This is a genomic window from Massilia sp. X63 (assembly GCF_041023745.1).
In the GTDB taxonomy this organism is placed as follows: Bacteria; Pseudomonadota; Gammaproteobacteria; order Burkholderiales; family Burkholderiaceae_D; genus Telluria.
In genome coordinates, this window is the sequence record NZ_JBFTEF010000001.1 from 453,779 (window position 1) to 471,673 (window position 17,895).

The following is a 17,895-nucleotide window of genomic DNA, read 5'->3' on the forward strand; positions in this document are numbered from 1 at the left end:
CCTAGTTAGCGGCAATAGCCCAGCAGTAAGCGGTTTTTTCGCCGGTATTGCGGGCTTTTCGCCACGTTACTGGCGCGCCGGCTTGGCCTTGCAGGAATCGTTCGGGCACAGCAGCTCGGTCATCTGCGCCCCCTCGGGTGCGTGTCCATTGGCGTGCACGATCACGGCGGAGATGAGGGCCACGTCGGCATCCACCGGGCCGTCCGCATTCCTGGCCGGGCCGGCGCCGCTTGCGGTCTTCGGCGGAGCGGGGCGGGCGGCATTCTGTGCCACCAGCGCCGGCCTGGGCCTGGCCGGCGTAGCAGCGGGCCGCGCAGCCGGTTTCGCCTCGGCCTGGGCGGCCGCAGCCTGGCGAGGCGCAGGCGTGGCCTTGGCCAGCGGCCGTGCAGGCGCCGTCGCGGCTGGCGCCGGCGCAGGCACGGGCACGGGCGCGCGCGCCGCGGCTACCGGTCTTTCGGTCGCCTTGCCCGGCGCCGGTTTGAGCAGGCGCAGCGCCGGCACGGCCTCGGCGGGCGCTGCGTCCACGATGAGGGCGGCGCTGCCGGGCCGGACGTCCGGCGCGGCGGGCGCCATGGCGACCTGGCGCAGCGCCGCGCCGGCGCCGGGGGCCGCAGTCGGCACGCGCTCGGCGCTCGCCGCTTCGGCCAGCACGGCGTCCGGCGGGGGGCGCCGCACGCCGTCGTTGCCGGCCGCCAGCCAGACCAGCGTTCCGGTCAGCGCCACCGCCAGGCCGGCGCCAACGCCGTACCACGCACGCCGGGCGGCGGATGCGTTGCTGCCGCGCTTGCGCGCGGGCTCGCGCTCGAGCAGCGCCAGAATGCTGTCCTCGCCGCTGGTGCTGACGCGCCGCGGCGACATCAGGTTCGGACGCATGGACGTGGGTTGATTTTCGTCTGTAGGCCGCACGGCATTACTCCTAAGATTGGTTCTCGCAGTTCTGATTAGAAACAATCTTGGGGGAAGCGATGCTGATTTTTCTCGCCCTTCTGTACTTTTGTCTGGCGACCGCGGCGATCTGGCTGGCTTTGTTTCCGTCGGGCAGGGCATTCGTGGTGCGCGGGCTGTTCACCCTGCGCCGGCGCCTGTCCCAGCGCGCGGTCGGCTGGCAGATTGCCGGCAGCCGTTATTCGAGCGCGGTGCGTGGCGAGATGCCGCGCGATCTCCGCGGCAGTCTCCTGCGCTTCGTGCAGCGCCACCGCATTGCCTGCGCGATCGGGGTGCCGGCCGTCCTGATTCCCTCGCTGCTGGCGCTGGCCCTGAGCAGCCCGGCCATGCTGCCGGTCTACGAAGGCGAGAACATCACCCCCGACGCCCAGGTCGCGGCCCTGCTGCAGGGCGAGCGCCTGGTGCCGCCGGTGGCGCTGCCGCCGATGGCCTTCACCACCGCGGAAGTCGAGCTGGTGCGGCCGATGCTGGTCAACGCCAGCCGCAACTGGGGCCTGCTGCATCCGGACTTCAGCCAGCGCCTGCTGCTGGCCTTCAAGATCATGAAGGAAAAGCATGGCTACGAAATGGCGCTGCTGGAAGGCTACCGCAGCCCGGCGCGCCAGGACGAACTGGCCATGGCCGGCAGCCACGTCACCAATGCACGCGCCTTCCAGAGCTGGCACCAGTACGGCCTGGCCGCCGATTGCGCCTTCTGGCGCGACGGCAAGCTGGTGATCTCGGAAAAGGACCCGTGGGCGATGCGCGGCTACCAGCTGTATGGCGAGGTGGCCGAGTCGCTGGGGCTGACCTGGGGCGGACGCTGGAAGATGATGAATTTCGGCCACACCGAGCTGCGTCTGCGGGGCGTCATGCAACGCTGAAGAAGGATAGCGAATGGCCGGCCGGGCAAGCCTTGAGGCGTCGCAAGTGTAGTCCCGCAGTGCCGTGCGAGCATTTCCTATAGAACATTCCTACAACCCACCATCCTGCTCCCGCCATGGCACGAATCTGGCAGTTCCTGACCGACATCCGAGTGCTGGTCGCGATCGGCATCGCCGCGCTAGCGGCTTGCCTCCTTATCGGCGCCGACCTGGTCGGCATCGATCCCATCTGGGCCCCGATCGCAGGGCTCGGACTACTCGCCTGCTGGGGCATCTGGTGGGCGATCCGGCGCCACATCCGCGGGCGCGCGGCCCGGCAGCTGGGCGAGGCCATCATCCCCGGCGAAGACGCGCTCGCACAGGGCGGCCCCGGCGGCGCCGGCGACATGGCGGTGCTGCGCAAGAACATGCTCGAGGCGATCGCCACCATCAAGACCTCCAAGCTGGGCCTGACGCGCGGCGCCGCGGCGCTCTACGAGCTGCCCTGGTACATGATCATCGGGAACCCGGCGGCCGGCAAGAGCAGCGCCATCGCCCGCTCCGGGCTGAGCTTCCCGATCCCCGGCAACAAGGCGCTGCAGGGCGTGGGCGGCACCCGCAACTGCGACTGGTTCTTCACCACCGACGGCATCCTGCTCGACACCGCCGGCCGCTACTCGGTGCAGGACCAGGTCCAGGACACCGACCGCGCCGAGTGGTTCAGCTTCCTCGACCTGCTCAAGAAGCACCGCAACAAGGCGCCCATCAACGGCATCCTGATCGCCGTCAGCGTGGCCGAACTGGTGGCCGGGCCCACCAGCGCCTCGCACGAACTGGCCAAGAGCCTGCGCACCCGCGTGCAGGAACTGACCGAGCGCCTGGGCGTGCACGCGCCGGTCTACGTGGTGTTTACCAAAGCCGACCTGGTGGCCGGCTTCACCGACTTCTTCGCCGAGACCGAGCGTGCCGAGCGCGACCGCATCTGGGGCGCCACGCTGCGCTACAACCGGCGCAGCGCGCCGCAGGACGTGCTGGGCTTCTTCGACCAGCACTTCGACGAGCTGTACGACGGCCTCAAGGAGATGAGCTTGGCGAACATTGGCGCCAACCGCAGCACGCAGATGCGCCCCGGCGTATTCACCTTCCCGCTCGAGTTCGCGGCCATCAAGACCCCGCTGCGCGCCTTCCTCTCGACCCTGTTCGAAGAGAACACCTACCAGTTCAAGCCGGTCTTCCGCGGCTTCTACTTCACCAGCGCGCTGCAGGAAGGCAGTGTGCAGGACCTGTCGAGCAAGCGCGTGGCCAGCCGCTTCGACCTGGCGCTGCGCGAGCAGAAGGGCGGCGAAGTCGCCGAGCAGTCCGGCTACTTCTTGCTCGACCTGTTCCGCAAGGTGATCTTCGCCGACAAGGACCTGGTCCGGCGCTACACCAATCCTTCGGCGGCGCGCTGGAAGGTGGCCGCCTTCTTCGGCGCCACCATCCTGCTGGGCGCCGCGCTGGGCGGCTGGAGCTGGTCCTACATGGGCAACCGCCAGCTGGTGGCCAACGTCCAGTCCGACCTCGACAAGGTGGCCAGGCTGCAGGCCGGCCGCACCGACCTGCAGTCGCGCCTGGAAGCGCTCGACGTCCTGCAGGACCGCATCGAACAGCTCGAGAAGTACCGCAAGGACACGCCGTGGGCGCTGGGCTTCGGCCTGTACCAGGGCGAGGCGCTGGAGCGCAAGCTGCGTGACGAATACTTTGCCGGGGTGCGCGCCGTGATGGTGGAGCCGGTAACGGCGGCGCTGGAAGCAATGCTGGCCGAAGTCAACGCCAACGCCTCCCAGCTGACCCCTGCGACGCCCGATGCGGCCAGCGCCCACCTGGTATCGGCGCAAGGGTCACCCGCAGGCGCGCCGGCGCAGCCGGGAAGCGGGCAGTACCAGAGCGTCTCCGCCACCAGCGTGGCCGATGCCTACAACGCCCTCAAGACCTACCTCATGTTGGGCGACAAGAGCCACGCCGAGCCGGGCCACCTGAACGACCAGCTGACCCGCTACTGGCGCACCTGGCTGGAAGCCAACCGCGGCAACATGCCGCGCGAGCAGATGATCCGCAGCGCCGAGCGCCTGCTGACCTTCCACCTTTCGCAGGTGAACGACCCGGCCTGGCCGCAGATGACGCTGAAACTGAGCCTGCTCGACAGCACCCGCGAGCACCTGCGCCGCGTGGTGCGCGGCACCCCGGCGCGCGAGCGGGTCTACAACGACATCAAGACCCGTGCCGCGACCCGCTTCCCGGCGGTGACGGTGGCGCGCATCGTCGGCGAGCAGGACCACAATCTGGTGGCCGGCAGCCATGCGGTCAGCGGCGCCTTCACGCGCGAGGCCTGGAACAAGTATGTGCTCGGCGCCATCCGCGACGCGTCCAGCAGCGAGGCGCAAAGCGCCGACTGGGTGCTCAAGACGGTCTCGAAGGACGACCTGACCCTGGAAGGCAGCCCGGAACAGATCCAGAAGGCCCTGATCGAGTTGTACAAGGCCGAGTATGCGCGCGAATGGCTCAAGTTCGTGCAGGGCGTGGCGATCGCCGACCTCAAGGGCTTTGACGGCAGCGTGCAGGCGATGAACCGCCTCGGCGACCCGCAGACCTCGCCGATCGCCAAGCTGCTGCGCACGATCTACGACGAGACCGTGTGGGACAACCCGGGCGCGCTTGGGGCCGGCCTGTCGAAAACCGAGCGCGGCTTCGCCGACTGGTTCAAGGAAGTGATCCTGCGCCGCGCGCCGTCCGATGCGCGCACCCTGGCCAACACGGTCGACCCGGCCGCGCTGCTGGGCGGGCAGGGGGCCGGGCCGATCGGCCGCGAGTTCGCCGGGGTGGCGCGCCTGGTCGGGGTCAAGGAGAAGGACGCCTCCCTGATGAGCGGCTATCTCGACGCCCTGTCGAAGCTGCGTACCCGCCTGAACGCCCTGAAGAACCAGGGCGATCCGGGCCCCGGCGCCAAGCAGTTCATGCAGCAGACCCTGGAAGGCAACGGTTCCGAGCTGGCCGACGCGCTGCGCTACGTCGACGAGCAGATGCTGACCGGGATGAGCGACACCCAGAAGGCGGCGCTGCGTCCGCTGCTGGTGCGCCCGCTGATGCAGACCTTCGCCATGGTCGTGCTGCCTTCCGAAGCCGAGATCAACAAGACCTGGCAGCTGCAGGTGGTCGAGCCCTTCCAGCGCACGCTGGCGACCAAGTACCCGTTCGCCGCCGGCTCCAGCGTGGAAGCCACGCCCGGCGAGATCGGCCAGATCTTCGGGCCCGAAGGCCAGGTCGCCAAGTTCGTCAACACGGCGATGGGGCCGCTGGTGGTCAACCGCGGCGGCGTGCTGGCGCCGCGCACCTGGGGCGACATCGGCATCACCCTGGCGCCGCAGGTGGTGGCCGGCTTCCCGGGCTGGATCGCGCCGCTGTCGGCCAACGGCGTGGCCTCCGGCAGCGGCCCGCAGACCGTGTTCCAGATCTTGCCGCAGGCGGCGCCGGGTACGCTCGAGTACACCCTCGACATCGACGGCCAGCAGCTGCGCTACAAGAATACGGCGCCGGCCTGGACCAATATGGTGCACCCGGGGCCGCAGGGCATGGCTGGCGTGCGCATCAGCGCCGTCACCTTCGACGGCCGCAGCGTCGAGCTGTTCAACGAGCCCGGGCAGACCGGCCTGAAACGGATGATCGACGCGGCCCAGAAGAAGAGGAAGGACGGCGGCGTGTTCGAGCTGCGTTGGAGCGCGGGCAACGTGGCGGTGACGGTCGACCTGAAGATCGTCAGCAGCGCGGCCGCCAACGGCAGCGGCGAGCAGGGCCAGGGCTTCCGCGGCCTGAAGCTGCCGACCACCATCGTCGGCCGGCTGCCCGAGGAGGCGCCGAACCAGCCGGCGCTGGCCGCCGCGTCGGGAGCGCAATGATGCGCGGCCCGGCTTCGGAACGGATCGGCTATTTCGGCAAGATCCCGGCACGCGCGGACTTCGTCAAGCTGTCCGACGACCCGGCCGCCATCGCGATGCTGGACCGCTGGCTGGCCCAGGTGATGACCCTGCTGCCCGCCGACGCGCGCTGGCGCATCAACTACGACGCCATGCCCCCGGTCAGCTTTGCCCTGGTGGGGCCGGCGCGCCGGCACGCCATCGCCGGCCACCTGCTGGCCAGCCACGACCAGTCCGGCCGGCGCTTTCCCTTCCTGGCGGCGCGCACCCATGCGGTGCCGGACCCGGCGGCCTTCGTGACGCGCTGCCCGCTGGCCTTTGCGCCGCTGTGGCGCTTTCTCGAGACGCTCTGTCCGAAGGTGCTGTGCGCCGCCGATCCCGCCCTGCACCTGCAGGCCATCGCCGAGACCACGGTGCCGCTGGGCGAGGCCGAGCCGACCCTGTCGCACCTGCTGGCCAACGGCACCGTCGGTTCGCTCGGCACCTTGCTGCAGGAGCGCCAGTTCGCGCGCATGGTGCTGGCCCTGGGCCTGCTGCTGCAGCCGGTGATGCACAGCCAGCCGGCCGAACTGCACAAGAGCCTGGTGCTGCCGCTGCCGGACGACGCCGTCGCGCGCTACGCGGTGGCCGCCTTCTGGCTGCAGCTGATCGCGCCTTTCCTGCGCCGCGCCAGCTTCGACCTGGCCATCTTCATCACCCGCCAGGAAGGCCGGCCGGTGCTGGTGGTGGGGTTCTGCGCGGCCCTGGCCGAGACCCTGCAGGCGCTGGTCGACCCGCTGGTCGGCGCCGAGCAGCAGGTGCGCCTGGGCGACACCGGCTGGATCGACGAACAGCTCTACATCGATACCGACGTGCGCTCGCTGGCGAGCTACCTGGCGCAGGCCGACCTGCCGCTCGGTCTGGCGCGCGACATGTTCATGAAGACCTTCATCGGAGCCGCGACGTGAAACCATCTGCTTTCCTGCTTGTTGCCCTGCTTGCCGGCGCCGCCCATGCCCAGCAGGAGGCGCCGGTCGTCGTCAGCGGCACCGTGGCCGACGAAGCCACCCGCGCCGCGCTGCTCGACCGCCTGCGCATCGTCTACGGGGCCTCGCGCGTGGTCGACCAGCTGACGGTCGGCACCGTGGCGGCGCCGGCCAACTGGAACGACTACGTCGCGCGGCTGATCAACCCCGACCTGAAGCTCATCAAGGGCGGCCAGCTGAAGGTCGAGGGCAGCAATGTCAGTCTGCGCGGCGACGTCGCCAACGAGGAGCAGCGCCAGAAAATCGCCGGCAACATCGCGGCCAGCCTGAATCCGAGCTATACCGTCAACAACGGCTTGCGGGTGGCGGTGTCGCAGCAGGGTGTGCTGGACGCGGCGCTGGCCGACCGCATCATCGAGTTCGAGTCGGGCAAGGCGACGCTGACCGACGCCGGCATGCAGGTGCTGGACCAGATGAGCGCGGCGATGCAGAAGCTCAAGGGCGTGAAGGTCGAGGTGATCGGCCACACCGACAACGCCGGCTCGCGCGCCGGCAACCTGTCGCTCAGCCAGGCGCGCGCGGAGGCGGTCAAGGCCTATATCGTCGGCAAGGGCATCGCGGCGGAGACGATCGCGGTGTCGGGCGAGGGGCCGGACCGGCCGGTGGCGGACAACCGCACGCCGGAGGGCAAGGCGAGGAACCGGCGGATCGAGTTCAAGGTGATCCAGTAGGTTTCCGTCTGAAACTGGATCCCGGCGCAGGCCGGGATCCAGCTTGGTAGCGTACTACCGCTGCGATCTTTTCAAGGCAAGGTAATCGTCACATGCGCCGCCTTCGGCGGCAGCTTCACCAGGTCGTTGTAAGCGGCCATCTGCGTCCCGGCCTGGTTCGACAGCGCGGTCCGGAAGCCCAGGTAGGCCCCCAGCCCCGCCACCATGAACACCGCTCCCATCACCCACAGCGACAGGTCGCTGTGCAGCCGGTTGATCACCTGGTCCGGGCGCTCGGCATGGGGGGCGAAGCCGCGGGTGCGGCCGCGCATGCGCGCGATCTCGTCGCCCAGGCGCGCCACCAGGTAGTCCAGCTTGTCGCGCCCGTCGAGGGCGTAGCGGCCCTGGAAGCCGAGCAGCAGGCACATATGGAAGACTTCGAGCGCCTCCACATGCACCTGGCCCTTGGCGCGCAGGTCCTCGAGCCGGTGGAAGAAGTGCTCGCCGGCCAGCTGGTCGCCGAACACGCGCAGCTGCAGGGGCCTGGTTTCCCAGGCTTCGCGCACCTCGTAGGTCGAGCGCAGGATGATCTCGTCCACCGCCGAGCAGAACGCGTACTTGGCCGCGGTCACGTCCTCGGCCGAGATGCCGAGCGCCTTGGCGTTGCGGTCGACATCGGCCAGGAAGCCGGTCATGTTGTCGGAGAAGGCGCCCTTGTCCTGCGGGCCGCAGCCATTCTTCAGCAGGAACAGGGCGTAGAAGCCTTCGTACATGATGTCCACCAGGCGCTGCGGCGGACGCTCGGCCGTCAAGCCGGCTTGTGGCGCCACGCGCCGTTCGACGAAGGCGCTCATGCCGCCACCGCGATCAGTTCGAGGCGCAGGTCGCGGATCCCGTTCGGGACATGCCCGTCCGGGACGTAGATCGAGATCGCTTGCGATTTCAGCATCGTTTCGTACAGCATGCCACGGTTCTCCAGGATGAAGTAATAGGTATCGGGCCGCACCGGCACCGCCGCCGGCACCTGTGGCGCGTGCACCAGCTTGACGCCGGGCAGGGCCGACAGCACGAACTTGTCGACGTCTTCCGGCGCGCCCACCTTGAACTGCAGCGGCACCACGTCCACCAGCTGCAGCGCCGGCATGTCGGCCGCTACCGCCAGGTAGAGCGTGGTCTGCAGGTTGATCCGCCCCGAATCGAGCGCGCCCAGGTAGTACGAGGGCCGCTCGCGTTTCAGGGCGATCGTGAAATAGCGCGACGAGATCACGGTGTCGAGCAGGTCGCGGATGATGCCGTCCAGGCGCGCGAACTGCGGCCCGGGGTCCGCGTGCACGTAGGCCGGCAGGTCTTCCAGCCGATAGCTGCGCGAGTAGGTCATCAGGCCGCCCGCCAGCGCCAGCATCTCGCCGAACAGGCGCTCCGGATGCAGGTCGCGGTGGCCCAGGTAGTGGGACAGTGCGGCGTAGCCGGTGCTGGCCGTGTGCAGCAGCCAGAAGGCCGAGACGTCGCCGCCGCGGATCTCGATCACGTTCTTGCTCGGTTCGCGCATGTGGCCGTACAGGGCGTTGACCTTGGCCAGCAGCTTTTCCATCAGGCGCGCCAGGTTCAGGTGCAGGCCGGGCGCGGCGTCGATCGACAGGCTGGGCGGGACAAAAGCGGGATCGGCCTCGAAGCCGCCGGTCGGCACCCGGCGCAGCCGCAGCAGCGGGAAGCTGTCGTAGGCCTCGAGCGGCTCGGTGTCGGCGACCAGGCGCAGCGACTTGCGCAGGTAGGTGATCGGCGCCTCGGCCGCGCGCGTGTACAGGTCCTGGGTCTCGCGCTCGTGGCTGGTGTAGCGCGCGTCGGGCGGCGTGTCCGCTTCCTGCGCATGGTTGTCGCCCCAGGCCTTGAGCGCCGGCAGGGCCGCATGAAAGGTCACCGTCTGCACGCCGGCGGGCAGCTCGCCCAGGCGCACCTGCAGCGGCAGCGGGTCGCCGTCCGGGGCGCGGTAGACCTCGCCGTCGGGAAACAGCACGGACAGCTCCTCGACCCGCAGCACGTCGTGGCGCAGCGCGTCGTAGTCGACCACCAGCTTGCGCACGCCCCAGGCGTAAGGGTGCAGCGCGCAGGCCGTCTGGTTCAGGCGCGCCTCGTGGTAACGGTCCTGCTGCTGGAAATGCTGGGGCCGCAGGAAAAGTCCCTCGCCCCACAGTAGCTTCGCTGGCATGCTCATCGACTCGCCTCCGGCTCCAGAAATTCCTAGCTTGGCGGAAACACCGCCGGCTTCATTGACAGCGCACAGAAGAAAGCTTTGCAGCCTGACTATTGCCGCCCACGGTGAGGGCGCAGGCATGCAGGCCGATCGTCAAACCCTCGCGCTCGGCATCGGCGGACGCCACCGCGGTACGCCAGCGTCCCTCGGCCGGACGCTGGAACAGGGCGACCACGGCCAGGTGCACGGCCTCGCGGCTGACTTGTTCGCGCACCTCGTAGCGCTGGCCCGGCACCAGCATGATCTCGCGTACCTCGACCAGGTCGCCGCCCAGGCTCTCGCGCTCGGCCTGGGGATCGAGGAAGGCGGCGTAGGGCGCCTGCTGGAAGGCCTCGGTGCGGCGCAGCTTGTACAGGCGCACGGCGAGGGCGATCGGCTGGCCGCGCCGGTCGAGGTTGAGCTTGGGTGAGGCGTGCAGGCGCAGCGCCACGGTACGCGGCGGCTTCTGTGCATCGGGTAGTTCGGGGGGCTTGCGCAGCCCGCTCGCTTCGAGCGCCGCCGCCGCGATCCCGTTGCTGCCGCAGCCGGCCAGCACGCAGGCCGCAATCCCCGTCACCAGCAATGCACCTGTTCTCATCACCATTTCCTTTGCTCATTGTTTGCACGGTCAACCATGGATTGAACCGGACTGGCGCAGGCCTGCTGTGATCACGCGCAAGCGCAAGGCAGGAACGAATGAAAGAAAGCGAAATCTGTTTTGGTTGACAGTACGCAATTGCACGATAACGGCGATGCGAATAATGGTGGCTGGTTTAACTGTCGTGGAGAGCCAGCATGATGTACAAACGCTTGATGCCGTTGATCGTGGGAGTCGTCGCCCTGGCCGGGTGCGCCAGCGGCCCACAAGCCGGGGCGGGCAAGTCGGCTGCCGCCGTGGGGGAACAGGTCTTTACCGAGGCCGACGCCGCGATCGCGGCCAAACAGGAAGAAAAAGCCTACGCCATGCTCAGGGCCGCGAGCCAGGCGCACCCGGTCGACAAGCGGCCGTGGGTCAAGATGGCGCAGATCCGCTTCAACGCCGGCGTGTATGGCGAAGCGATCACGAATGCGCAGGAGGCGCTGGAGCGCGACCCGGACGACGCGGTGGCGCACAGCATCGTCGCCGTCAGCGGCCTGCGCGTGGCCAGCAAGTCGCTGTCCGACCTGACCCGCAAGAACAACCTGAACGGCGACGTGAAGAGCGAGGCGCAGGACCTGGCCAAGTTGCTGCGCACCAGCCTGGGCGAACCGAACCTGTTCGGAAAACCCGAACCAGCCAAGGTGACGCCGCCGAAACCGCGTCAGGCCAGCGCCGCGTCCAACGCCCCGGCTGCCTCGACCAAGGCGGCGAGCAACGACAAGGATCCGTTCGCCGGCCTCAAATAATCCGCGCGGCCGGCGCCGCCGGCTGTTCCATCCCCCGCAACCTGGAGTCGACATGGCCAAGAATGAAAGCGTGCAGAAGCGCTTGCAGAAGGTGCGCGCGCCGCGCGTGCAGATGACTTACGACGTCGAGATCGGCGACGCCATCGAAAACAAGGAGCTGCCCTTCGTCGTCGGCGTGGTGGGCGACTTCGGCAACGACCCCGCGCAGGAGAAGAAGCGCCTGAAGGACAAGAAGTTCGTGAACGTCGACGCCGGCAATTTCGACGAGGTGCTGGGCGCGGTGGCCCCGAGCGTGAACTTCCGGGTCGACAACCATCTGTCGCCGGAGGGCGGGCAGTTCGCGGTGCAGCTGCAGTTCAAGGAGATGGACGACTTCCGGCCCGAGTCGGTGGTGCGCCAGGTGGCGCCGCTGAACGGCCTGCTGGACGCGCGCACCAAGCTGGCCGACCTGCGCAACAAGCTGGCCGGAAACGACAAGCTCGAGGACATCCTCAGCGAGGTGCTGGGCAATACCGAAAAACTGGCCGGCCTGAAGAAACAGACGGATGAGCAACAGCGACCTGAAGGGGAGGCATGACATGGCGGCAGTCCTCGATACCGCAAAGGCGGCGCCGGCAGTGGAGCTGGATGTGTCCCTGCTCGACCAGATCGTCGAGCAGAGCCGGGTGGCGAAATCCAGCAGCGAGCACGAACGCGCGCGCGACATCATCTCGGAACTGGTGACCCAGGTGATGCAGGGCACCATGGTCATGTCGAACAACCTGTCGGCCATGATCGATGCGCGCCTGGCGGAGCTGGACCGCATGATCTCCCAGCAGCTGTCGGCGGTGATGCACGCGCCCGAATTCCAGAAGCTGGAGCGCAGCTGGACCGGCCTGCACTACCTGGTGAAGAACAGCGCTACCTCCGCCAACCTGCAGATCCGCATGCTCAACGCCAGCAAGCGCGAGCTGGTGAAGGACTTCCAGTCGGCGCTGGAGTTCGACCAGAGCAGCATGTTCAAGAAGGTCTACGAAGAAGAATTCGGCAGTTTCGGCGGCGCCCCCTACGGCACCCTGATCGGCGACTTCGAGATCTCGCGCCAGCCCGAGGACATCTACTTCCTCGAGCAGATGTCGCACGTGGCCGCGGCCAGCCACGCCCCCTTCATCACCTCGGCCGGGCCGGAGCTGTTCGGCATCGACAGCTTTGGCGACCTGGGCAAGCCGCGCGACCTGGCCAAGGTGTTCGACACCGTCGAATACGCCAAGTGGAAGGCCTTCCGCGAATCCGAGGACGCGCGCTACGTCGGCCTGACCCTGCCGCGCTTCCTGGGGCGCCTGCCGTACAACCCGATGGACGGCATGAGCACCGAAGGCTTCAACTACGTCGAGGATGTGGACGGCAGCGACCACCAGAAGTACCTGTGGTGCAACGCCGCGTATGCCTTCGCTTCCAAGCTGACCAAGGCCTTCGAGGACTACGGCTGGTGCGCGGCGATCCGCGGCGTCGAGGGCGGCGGCCTGGTGGAGAACCTGCCGGCCCACACCTTCAAGACCGACGAGGGCGAGGTGGCGCTCAAGTGCCCGACCGAGCTGGCCATCACCGACCGCCGCGAGAAGGAGCTGTCGGAGCTGGGCTTCATCTCCCTGGTCCACTGCAAGAACACCTCGTACGCGGCCTTCTTCGGGGCCCAGTCGGCGCAGAAGGCCAAGAAGTACAACAACGAGGCGGCCAATGCCAACGCCGTGCTGTCCTCGCAGCTGCAGTACATCTTCGCGGTCTCCCGCATCGCGCACTACATGAAGGCGATGATGCGGGACAAGATCGGCAGCTTCGCCGCCGCCTCGAATGTAGAGGATTACCTCAATCGCTGGCTAACCCAATATGTGCTCCTCGACGACAACGCCAGCCAGGACCAGAAAGCCCAGTTCCCGCTGCGCGAAGCCAGCGTGCAGGTGTCCGAGGTGCCCGGCCGTCCCGGCGTCTACCGCGCGGTGTCCTTCCTGCGCCCCCACTTCCAGCTCGACGAGCTGTCCGTTTCGCTCCGACTGGTCGCGGAGTTGCCCCAATCGACCAATGGCTAAGCATTATTTTTTCAACGTGAATGGAGTAGAACATGGCAATTGACGTGTACCTGCAGATCGACGGGATCAAAGGCGAATCGATGGACGACAAGCACAAGGACTGGATCGAGTGCCTGGCCGTGGAATGGGGCGTGAAGCAACCGCGTTCGGCCACTGCCTCGACCGGCGGCGGCCACACCGCCGAGCGCTGCGAGCATGAGGAGATCACCCTCATGAAGCTGGCCGACCTGGCCTCGCCGATCCTGCTGCAGACCTGCTCGGCCGGCAAGACGATCCCGAAGGCCAAGCTGGAATTCATGCGCGCCGACGGCCAGGGCGAGCGCATCAAGTACTTCGAGATCGAGCTGGAAAACGTGCTGATCGGCGGCGTCGAGCCGAGCGTGAAGGAGGGCAGCATCATCCAGGAGAAGGTCGGCCTGAAATTCTCGAAGATCAAGTGGAAGTACACCCAGCAGAAGATCGGCGGCGGCTCGGGGGGCAACACCTCGGGCGGCTGGGACCTGGCGGCCAACAAGGTCGTCTGAGCCTGGACAGGGGCGCCTCGGCCCAGGTGGCCGGCGCGCCCTGCCTGTGCGCGGCGCACGCGGCCTGACACGCGGCGCCGCGCCGTTTTTCCGAACCCTGGAGGACGCATGAAGGGCTACAAGCCCGGCCTGCTGGACCGCCTCATGGACGAGCGTCCGGAGGCCGGCGCCGGCGCCCCGCTGACGAGCGAACAGCTCAAGGACAGCGTGGCGCGCGACCTCGAAGCGCTGCTCAACACCCGCCTGGCCTTCGACCCCGCGATCCTGAACGGCTATCCGGAGGCGCGCGGCTCGCTGCTGCGCTACGGCCTGCTCGACTTCGCCGGCTACTGCCTGACCAGCAGTCTCGATCGCGCCGTCGTCTGCGCCAGCATCCAGGACGCCATCGAGGCCCACGAACCGCGCCTGCGCGAGGTGAGCGCCGCCATCGAGGCGGCGCCGGGCAGCGTCAACCGCCTCAAGTTCGTCATCCACGCCCGCCTCAGCCTGCCGGACAGCAGCGAGCCGGTGAACTTCAATGCGGTGCTGCAGCCTTCGTCGCTGCACTACGCCGTCAAGCGCAACGTCCGGCCGCGCGGCTAGCCGCCGCGGCCGGCCCTCTTCTACAAGGACGCGACACGATGGACATCAATCTCAAGACCCTGATCGGCAAGCTGAACGACACCACCCGGGCCGCCGCCACGCGGGCGGCGTCGATCTGCGTCGGACTGGGGCAGTACGAGGTCGAGATCGAGCACCTGTTCCTGGGCCTGATCGAGCAGCCGGGCAGCGACCTGTGCGTGATCGCGCAGGCATGCGACATCAGCCTGACAGGCCTGGAGACCGACTTGCGCAACGAGATTGCGCGCTTCGCCACCGGCAGCGCGCGCACCCCGGTGTTCTCGCGCCACCTGCCGGTGCTGTTCGAGCATGCCTGGCTGATCGCCTCGCTGGCCACGCCCGCCAACGGCCAGGCGAACCAGATCCGCAGCGCGCACCTGCTGCTGGCGCTGCTCACCGAGCCGTCGCTGGCGCAACTGGCGCAGCGCGCATCAAAGCTGTTCCGCAAGTTCCCGGTCGACCGCCTGAAGCACGACCTGCAAAAGCTCGCCCGCGGCTCGCAGGAAGCGCTGCCGGTGGCGGTCCAGGAAGCCGAAGGCGCGGGCGACGCCGCCGACGAAATCGCGGCCGGCCCGGCGCGCGCCACGCCCGCCCTCGACCAGTACACCACCTGCCTGACCCAACGCGCGCGCGACGGCCGGGTCGACCCGGTGATCGGGCGCGACCCCGAGATCCGCCAGGCCATCGACATCCTGATGCGGCGGCGCCAGAATAACCCGATCCTGACCGGCGAGGCCGGCGTGGGCAAGACCGCGGTGGTCGAGGGCCTGGCGCTGCGCATCGCGCAGGGCGACGTGCCGGACGTGCTGAAAGGCGTGGAGATCCACACGCTCGACATGGGCCTGCTGCAGGCCGGCGCCAGCGTCAAGGGCGAGTTCGAGAACCGCCTGAAGAACGTGATCGACGAGGTCAAGAAAAGCCCGCACGCGATCATCCTGTTCATCGACGAGGCCCACACCATGATCGGCGCCGGCGGCACGGCCGGCCAGAACGACGCGGCCAACCTCCTGAAGCCCGCGCTGGCGCGCGGCGAGCTGCGCACCATCGCGGCGACCACCTGGGGCGAGTACAAGAAGTATTTCGAGAAGGACGCCGCGCTGGCGCGCCGCTTCCAGGTGATCAAGGTCGAGGAACCGGACGAAGCCACCGCCTGCGCCATGCTGCGCGCCATGGCGCCGCTGATGGAAAGCCATTTCAACGTGCGCATCTTCGACGACGCGGTGACCGAGGCGGTGCGCCTCTCGCACCGCTACATCAGCGGGCGCCAGCTGCCGGACAAGGCGATCAGCGTGTTGGACACAGCCTGCGCCAAGGTGGCGCTGGGGCAAAGCGCGACACCGGCCGCGCTGGAAGACTGCAGCCGCCACATCGAGCGGATCGACGCCCAGATGGCGGCGCTGCAGCGCGAAGCCAACGCCGGCGCCGGCCACGAGGAGCAGCTGCTCGCGTTGCGCCAGCGCCGCGGCGCCCTCGACGACGAGCGCATCGGCCTGCAGCGGCGCTGGGACGAGGAACAAAAGATCGCGGCCGAGATCGGCGAGATGCGCACTGCGCTGGAGGAGGGCCGCGCCCAGGATGCCGGGGAATTGCGTACCCGCCTCGACCGCCTGCGCGCCCTGCAAGGCGAAGCGCCGCTGGTGCCGGTGCAGGTGGACGGCCACACGGTGGCCGAGATCGTGGCCAGCTGGACCGGCATCCCGCTGGGCCGCATGGTGAAGGACGAACTGCATACCGTGATCAGGCTGCAGTCGCTGCTGGACGAACGTATCCTGGGACAGTCGCACGCCAGCCAGGCGGTGGCCCAGCGGGTGCGCACGGCGCGCGCCAACCTGGACGACCCGAACAAGCCGAAGGGCGTGTTCCTGTTCGTCGGCACCTCGGGCGTGGGCAAGACCGAGACCGCGCTGGCCCTGGCCGACATCCTGTACGGCGGCGAGCGCAAGCTGGTCACCATCAACATGAGCGAATACCAGGAAGCGCACAGCGTCTCCGGCCTGAAAGGCTCGCCGCCGGGCTACGTGGGCTATGGCGAGGGCGGGGTCCTGACCGAGGCGGTGCGCCGCAATCCCTACAGTGTGGTGCTGCTCGACGAAGTGGAAAAGGCGCATGCCGACGTGCTCGAGCTGTTCTTCCAGGTCTTCGACAAGGGCGTGCTCGACGATGCCGAAGGGCGCCAGATCGACTTCCGCAACACCATCATCATCCTGACCTCGAACGTGGGCTCGAGCCAGATGATGCAGGCCTGCCTGAACAAGCCGCTGAACGAAGTCCCGGCGCCCGAGCAGCTGGCGGAGCTGATCCGTCCGCAACTGATGAAGCATTTCAAGCCGGCCTTCCTGGGCCGCCTGAGCGTGGTGCCCTTCTACCCGATCCGCGACGAGGTGCTGACCAACATCATCCGCCTCAAGCTGGACCGGATCAAGGCGCGCGTGATGGACAACCACCGCGCCCGCTTCGAGTACGACGATGCGCTGGTGTCGGCGGTGCTCAGCCGCTGCACCGAGGTCGATTCCGGCGCGCGCAACGTCGACAACATCCTCAACGGCACCCTGCTGCCCGAGATCGCGGACAGCGTGCTGGCGCGGATGGCCGAGGGCGGCGCCATCACCCGGGTCAAGGTGGGCGCGACCAGGGCGGGCAAGTTCAAGTACGCGATCGAATAAGGACGCACCATGCTCAATCTCGATACCTTGCTGGCCCCGGTCAGCGCGGACCGGCCCTGCGGCGAGGACCTGGCGTTCTCGCCCGAGTTCGACGCCATCAACCGCGCGCGCCAGGCCGACGACCCCTCGATCGAGCAGGGGGCCTGGGTCACCACGCTGAAGGAGGCCGACTGGAAGTTCGTGGCGAAACGCTGCGCGGAGCTGATCGAGACCCGCAGCAAGGACCTGCAGCTGGCCGTTTGGCTGGCCGAGGCCAGCGCCAAACAGGACAGGCTGGCCGGCCTGGCCGCCAGCCTGCGCCTGCTGGCGGCGCTGTGCGAGCGCTACTGGGACCACGTGCATCCCTTGCCCGACGAGGACGGCCATGAGCGCCGCATCGGCAACCTGGCCTGGATCGCCGCCCGCATCGGCCCCCTGGTCAAGGAAGTGCCGCTGGCCGAGGGCGTGTGCATGATGGCCTGGGAGACGGCTCGCGGCCGCGCTCCCGACGCGGTGGCCGAACTGGAAGCGGCACGCCTGAAAGCCACGCCGGCGGCGCGCCAGGCGCTGGCCGAGGCCGCGCACGACTGCCTGGCCGCGCTGGCGGAGCTGGAACGCGTGGTCGACGACCGGCTGGGCGCGGACGGGCCCAGCTTCGGCGCCGGCCGCGCGGCGCTGCGCGATTTCTCCGACATGGCGACGCCGGCCGTGGCGCCATCCGCGCAGCCGGCGCAGGGGACAGGTGCGGCCGCATCGATGCCGGTCGTGGTCGCTGCCGGCACCGCGCCGCGGATGCTGGCGACGATGTCCGAGGGGCCGCTGCACAGCCGCGAACAGGCCCTGGGCCAGCTGCGCGCGGTGGCCGAGTTCTTCCGCCGCACCGAGCCGCACAGCCCGGTGGCCTACCTGGCCGACAAGGCCGCGCGCTGGGGCGAGCAGCCGCTGCACGCATGGCTGCGTTCGGTCATCAAGGACGATGCCGCGCTGGCGCGGCTGGAAGACTTGCTGGGGGTCGAACAGGAAGGAGGTTGAAAG

15 protein-coding genes are annotated in these 17,895 nt (G+C 68.6%); 11 read left to right on the forward strand and 4 right to left on the reverse strand.

What is annotated here, in order from left to right:
* Positions 1-66 precede the first annotated feature (66 nt).
* Positions 67-873, reverse strand: a complete 807-nt coding sequence (locus AB3347_RS02030) for a hypothetical protein (RefSeq protein ID WP_369090097.1) — start codon at positions 871-873, stop codon at positions 67-69.
* 92 nt (positions 874-965) lie between these two features.
* Between AB3347_RS02030 and AB3347_RS02035 the strand changes: the two genes are divergently transcribed.
* The 4 genes from AB3347_RS02035 to AB3347_RS02050 all read left to right on the forward strand — a co-directional run bounded on the left by AB3347_RS02035 (position 966) and on the right by AB3347_RS02050 (position 7,433).
* Positions 966-1,808: a M15 family metallopeptidase gene (locus AB3347_RS02035; protein ID WP_369090098.1), complete on the forward strand. Its 843-nt coding sequence runs from the start codon at positions 966-968 to the stop codon at positions 1,806-1,808.
* A gap of 116 nt (positions 1,809-1,924) precedes the next feature.
* Complete coding sequence (gene tssM, locus AB3347_RS02040) at positions 1,925-5,719, forward strand: type VI secretion system membrane subunit TssM (protein WP_369090099.1); 3,795 nt, start codon at positions 1,925-1,927, stop codon at positions 5,717-5,719.
* Complete coding sequence (gene tagF / locus AB3347_RS02045; protein WP_369090100.1) at positions 5,716-6,684, forward strand: type VI secretion system-associated protein TagF; 969 nt, start codon at positions 5,716-5,718, stop codon at positions 6,682-6,684. Before tssM ends, tagF begins: the two co-directional genes overlap by 4 nt.
* Before the next feature lie 14 nt (positions 6,685-6,698).
* Positions 6,699-7,433 (forward strand): OmpA family protein, encoded by a 735-nt coding sequence (locus AB3347_RS02050; RefSeq protein ID WP_369090515.1) that lies wholly within the window; start codon positions 6,699-6,701, stop codon positions 7,431-7,433.
* A gap of 71 nt (positions 7,434-7,504) precedes the next feature.
* Here the strand turns inward: AB3347_RS02050 and icmH are convergent, their stop codons facing one another.
* Genes icmH through tssJ form a run of 3 tightly spaced genes read right to left on the reverse strand, consistent with a single transcriptional unit; the run spans position 7,505 to position 10,240 of the window.
* Positions 7,505-8,266: a type IVB secretion system protein IcmH/DotU gene (gene icmH, locus AB3347_RS02055; RefSeq protein ID WP_369090101.1), complete on the reverse strand. Its 762-nt coding sequence runs from the start codon at positions 8,264-8,266 to the stop codon at positions 7,505-7,507.
* Complete coding sequence (gene tssK / locus AB3347_RS02060; protein ID WP_369090102.1) at positions 8,263-9,624, reverse strand: type VI secretion system baseplate subunit TssK; 1,362 nt, start codon at positions 9,622-9,624, stop codon at positions 8,263-8,265. The genes icmH and tssK overlap by 4 nt, the downstream gene beginning before the upstream one ends.
* 52 nt (positions 9,625-9,676) lie before the next feature.
* A complete protein-coding gene (gene tssJ / locus AB3347_RS02065) occupies positions 9,677-10,240 on the reverse strand; it encodes a type VI secretion system lipoprotein TssJ (protein ID WP_369090103.1) in 564 nt (187 codons plus the stop codon).
* Positions 10,241-10,437: 197 nt separating this feature from the next.
* Between tssJ and AB3347_RS02070 the strand changes: the two genes are divergently transcribed.
* The 7 genes from AB3347_RS02070 (at position 10,438) to tssA (ending at position 17,892) form a co-directional block, all read left to right on the forward strand.
* The gene (locus AB3347_RS02070) at positions 10,438-11,028 is read left to right on the forward strand and encodes a tetratricopeptide repeat protein (RefSeq protein WP_369090104.1); all 591 of its coding nucleotides are present in this window, start codon (positions 10,438-10,440) and stop codon (positions 11,026-11,028) included.
* A gap of 52 nt (positions 11,029-11,080) precedes the next feature.
* Entirely contained in the window at positions 11,081-11,605 is a 525-nt protein-coding gene (gene tssB / locus AB3347_RS02075; RefSeq protein WP_369090105.1) for a type VI secretion system contractile sheath small subunit, read from the forward strand.
* Between the two features lies 1 nt (position 11,606).
* A complete protein-coding gene (gene tssC / locus AB3347_RS02080) occupies positions 11,607-13,094 on the forward strand; it encodes a type VI secretion system contractile sheath large subunit (RefSeq protein WP_369090106.1) in 1,488 nt (495 codons plus the stop codon).
* A 32-nt stretch (positions 13,095-13,126) separates the two neighbouring features.
* Positions 13,127-13,618, forward strand: a complete 492-nt coding sequence (locus AB3347_RS02085) for an Hcp family type VI secretion system effector (protein WP_369090107.1) — start codon at positions 13,127-13,129, stop codon at positions 13,616-13,618.
* Between the two features lie 108 nt (positions 13,619-13,726).
* The gene (tssE, locus tag AB3347_RS02090; protein WP_369090108.1) at positions 13,727-14,200 is read left to right on the forward strand and encodes a type VI secretion system baseplate subunit TssE; all 474 of its coding nucleotides are present in this window, start codon (positions 13,727-13,729) and stop codon (positions 14,198-14,200) included.
* 38 nt (positions 14,201-14,238) lie between these two features.
* Positions 14,239-16,881, forward strand: a complete 2,643-nt coding sequence (gene tssH, locus AB3347_RS02095; RefSeq protein ID WP_369090109.1) for a type VI secretion system ATPase TssH — start codon at positions 14,239-14,241, stop codon at positions 16,879-16,881.
* Between the two features lie 9 nt (positions 16,882-16,890).
* A complete protein-coding gene (gene tssA, locus AB3347_RS02100) occupies positions 16,891-17,892 on the forward strand; it encodes a type VI secretion system protein TssA (RefSeq protein ID WP_369090110.1) in 1,002 nt (333 codons plus the stop codon).
* Positions 17,893-17,895: the final 3 nt, after the last annotated feature.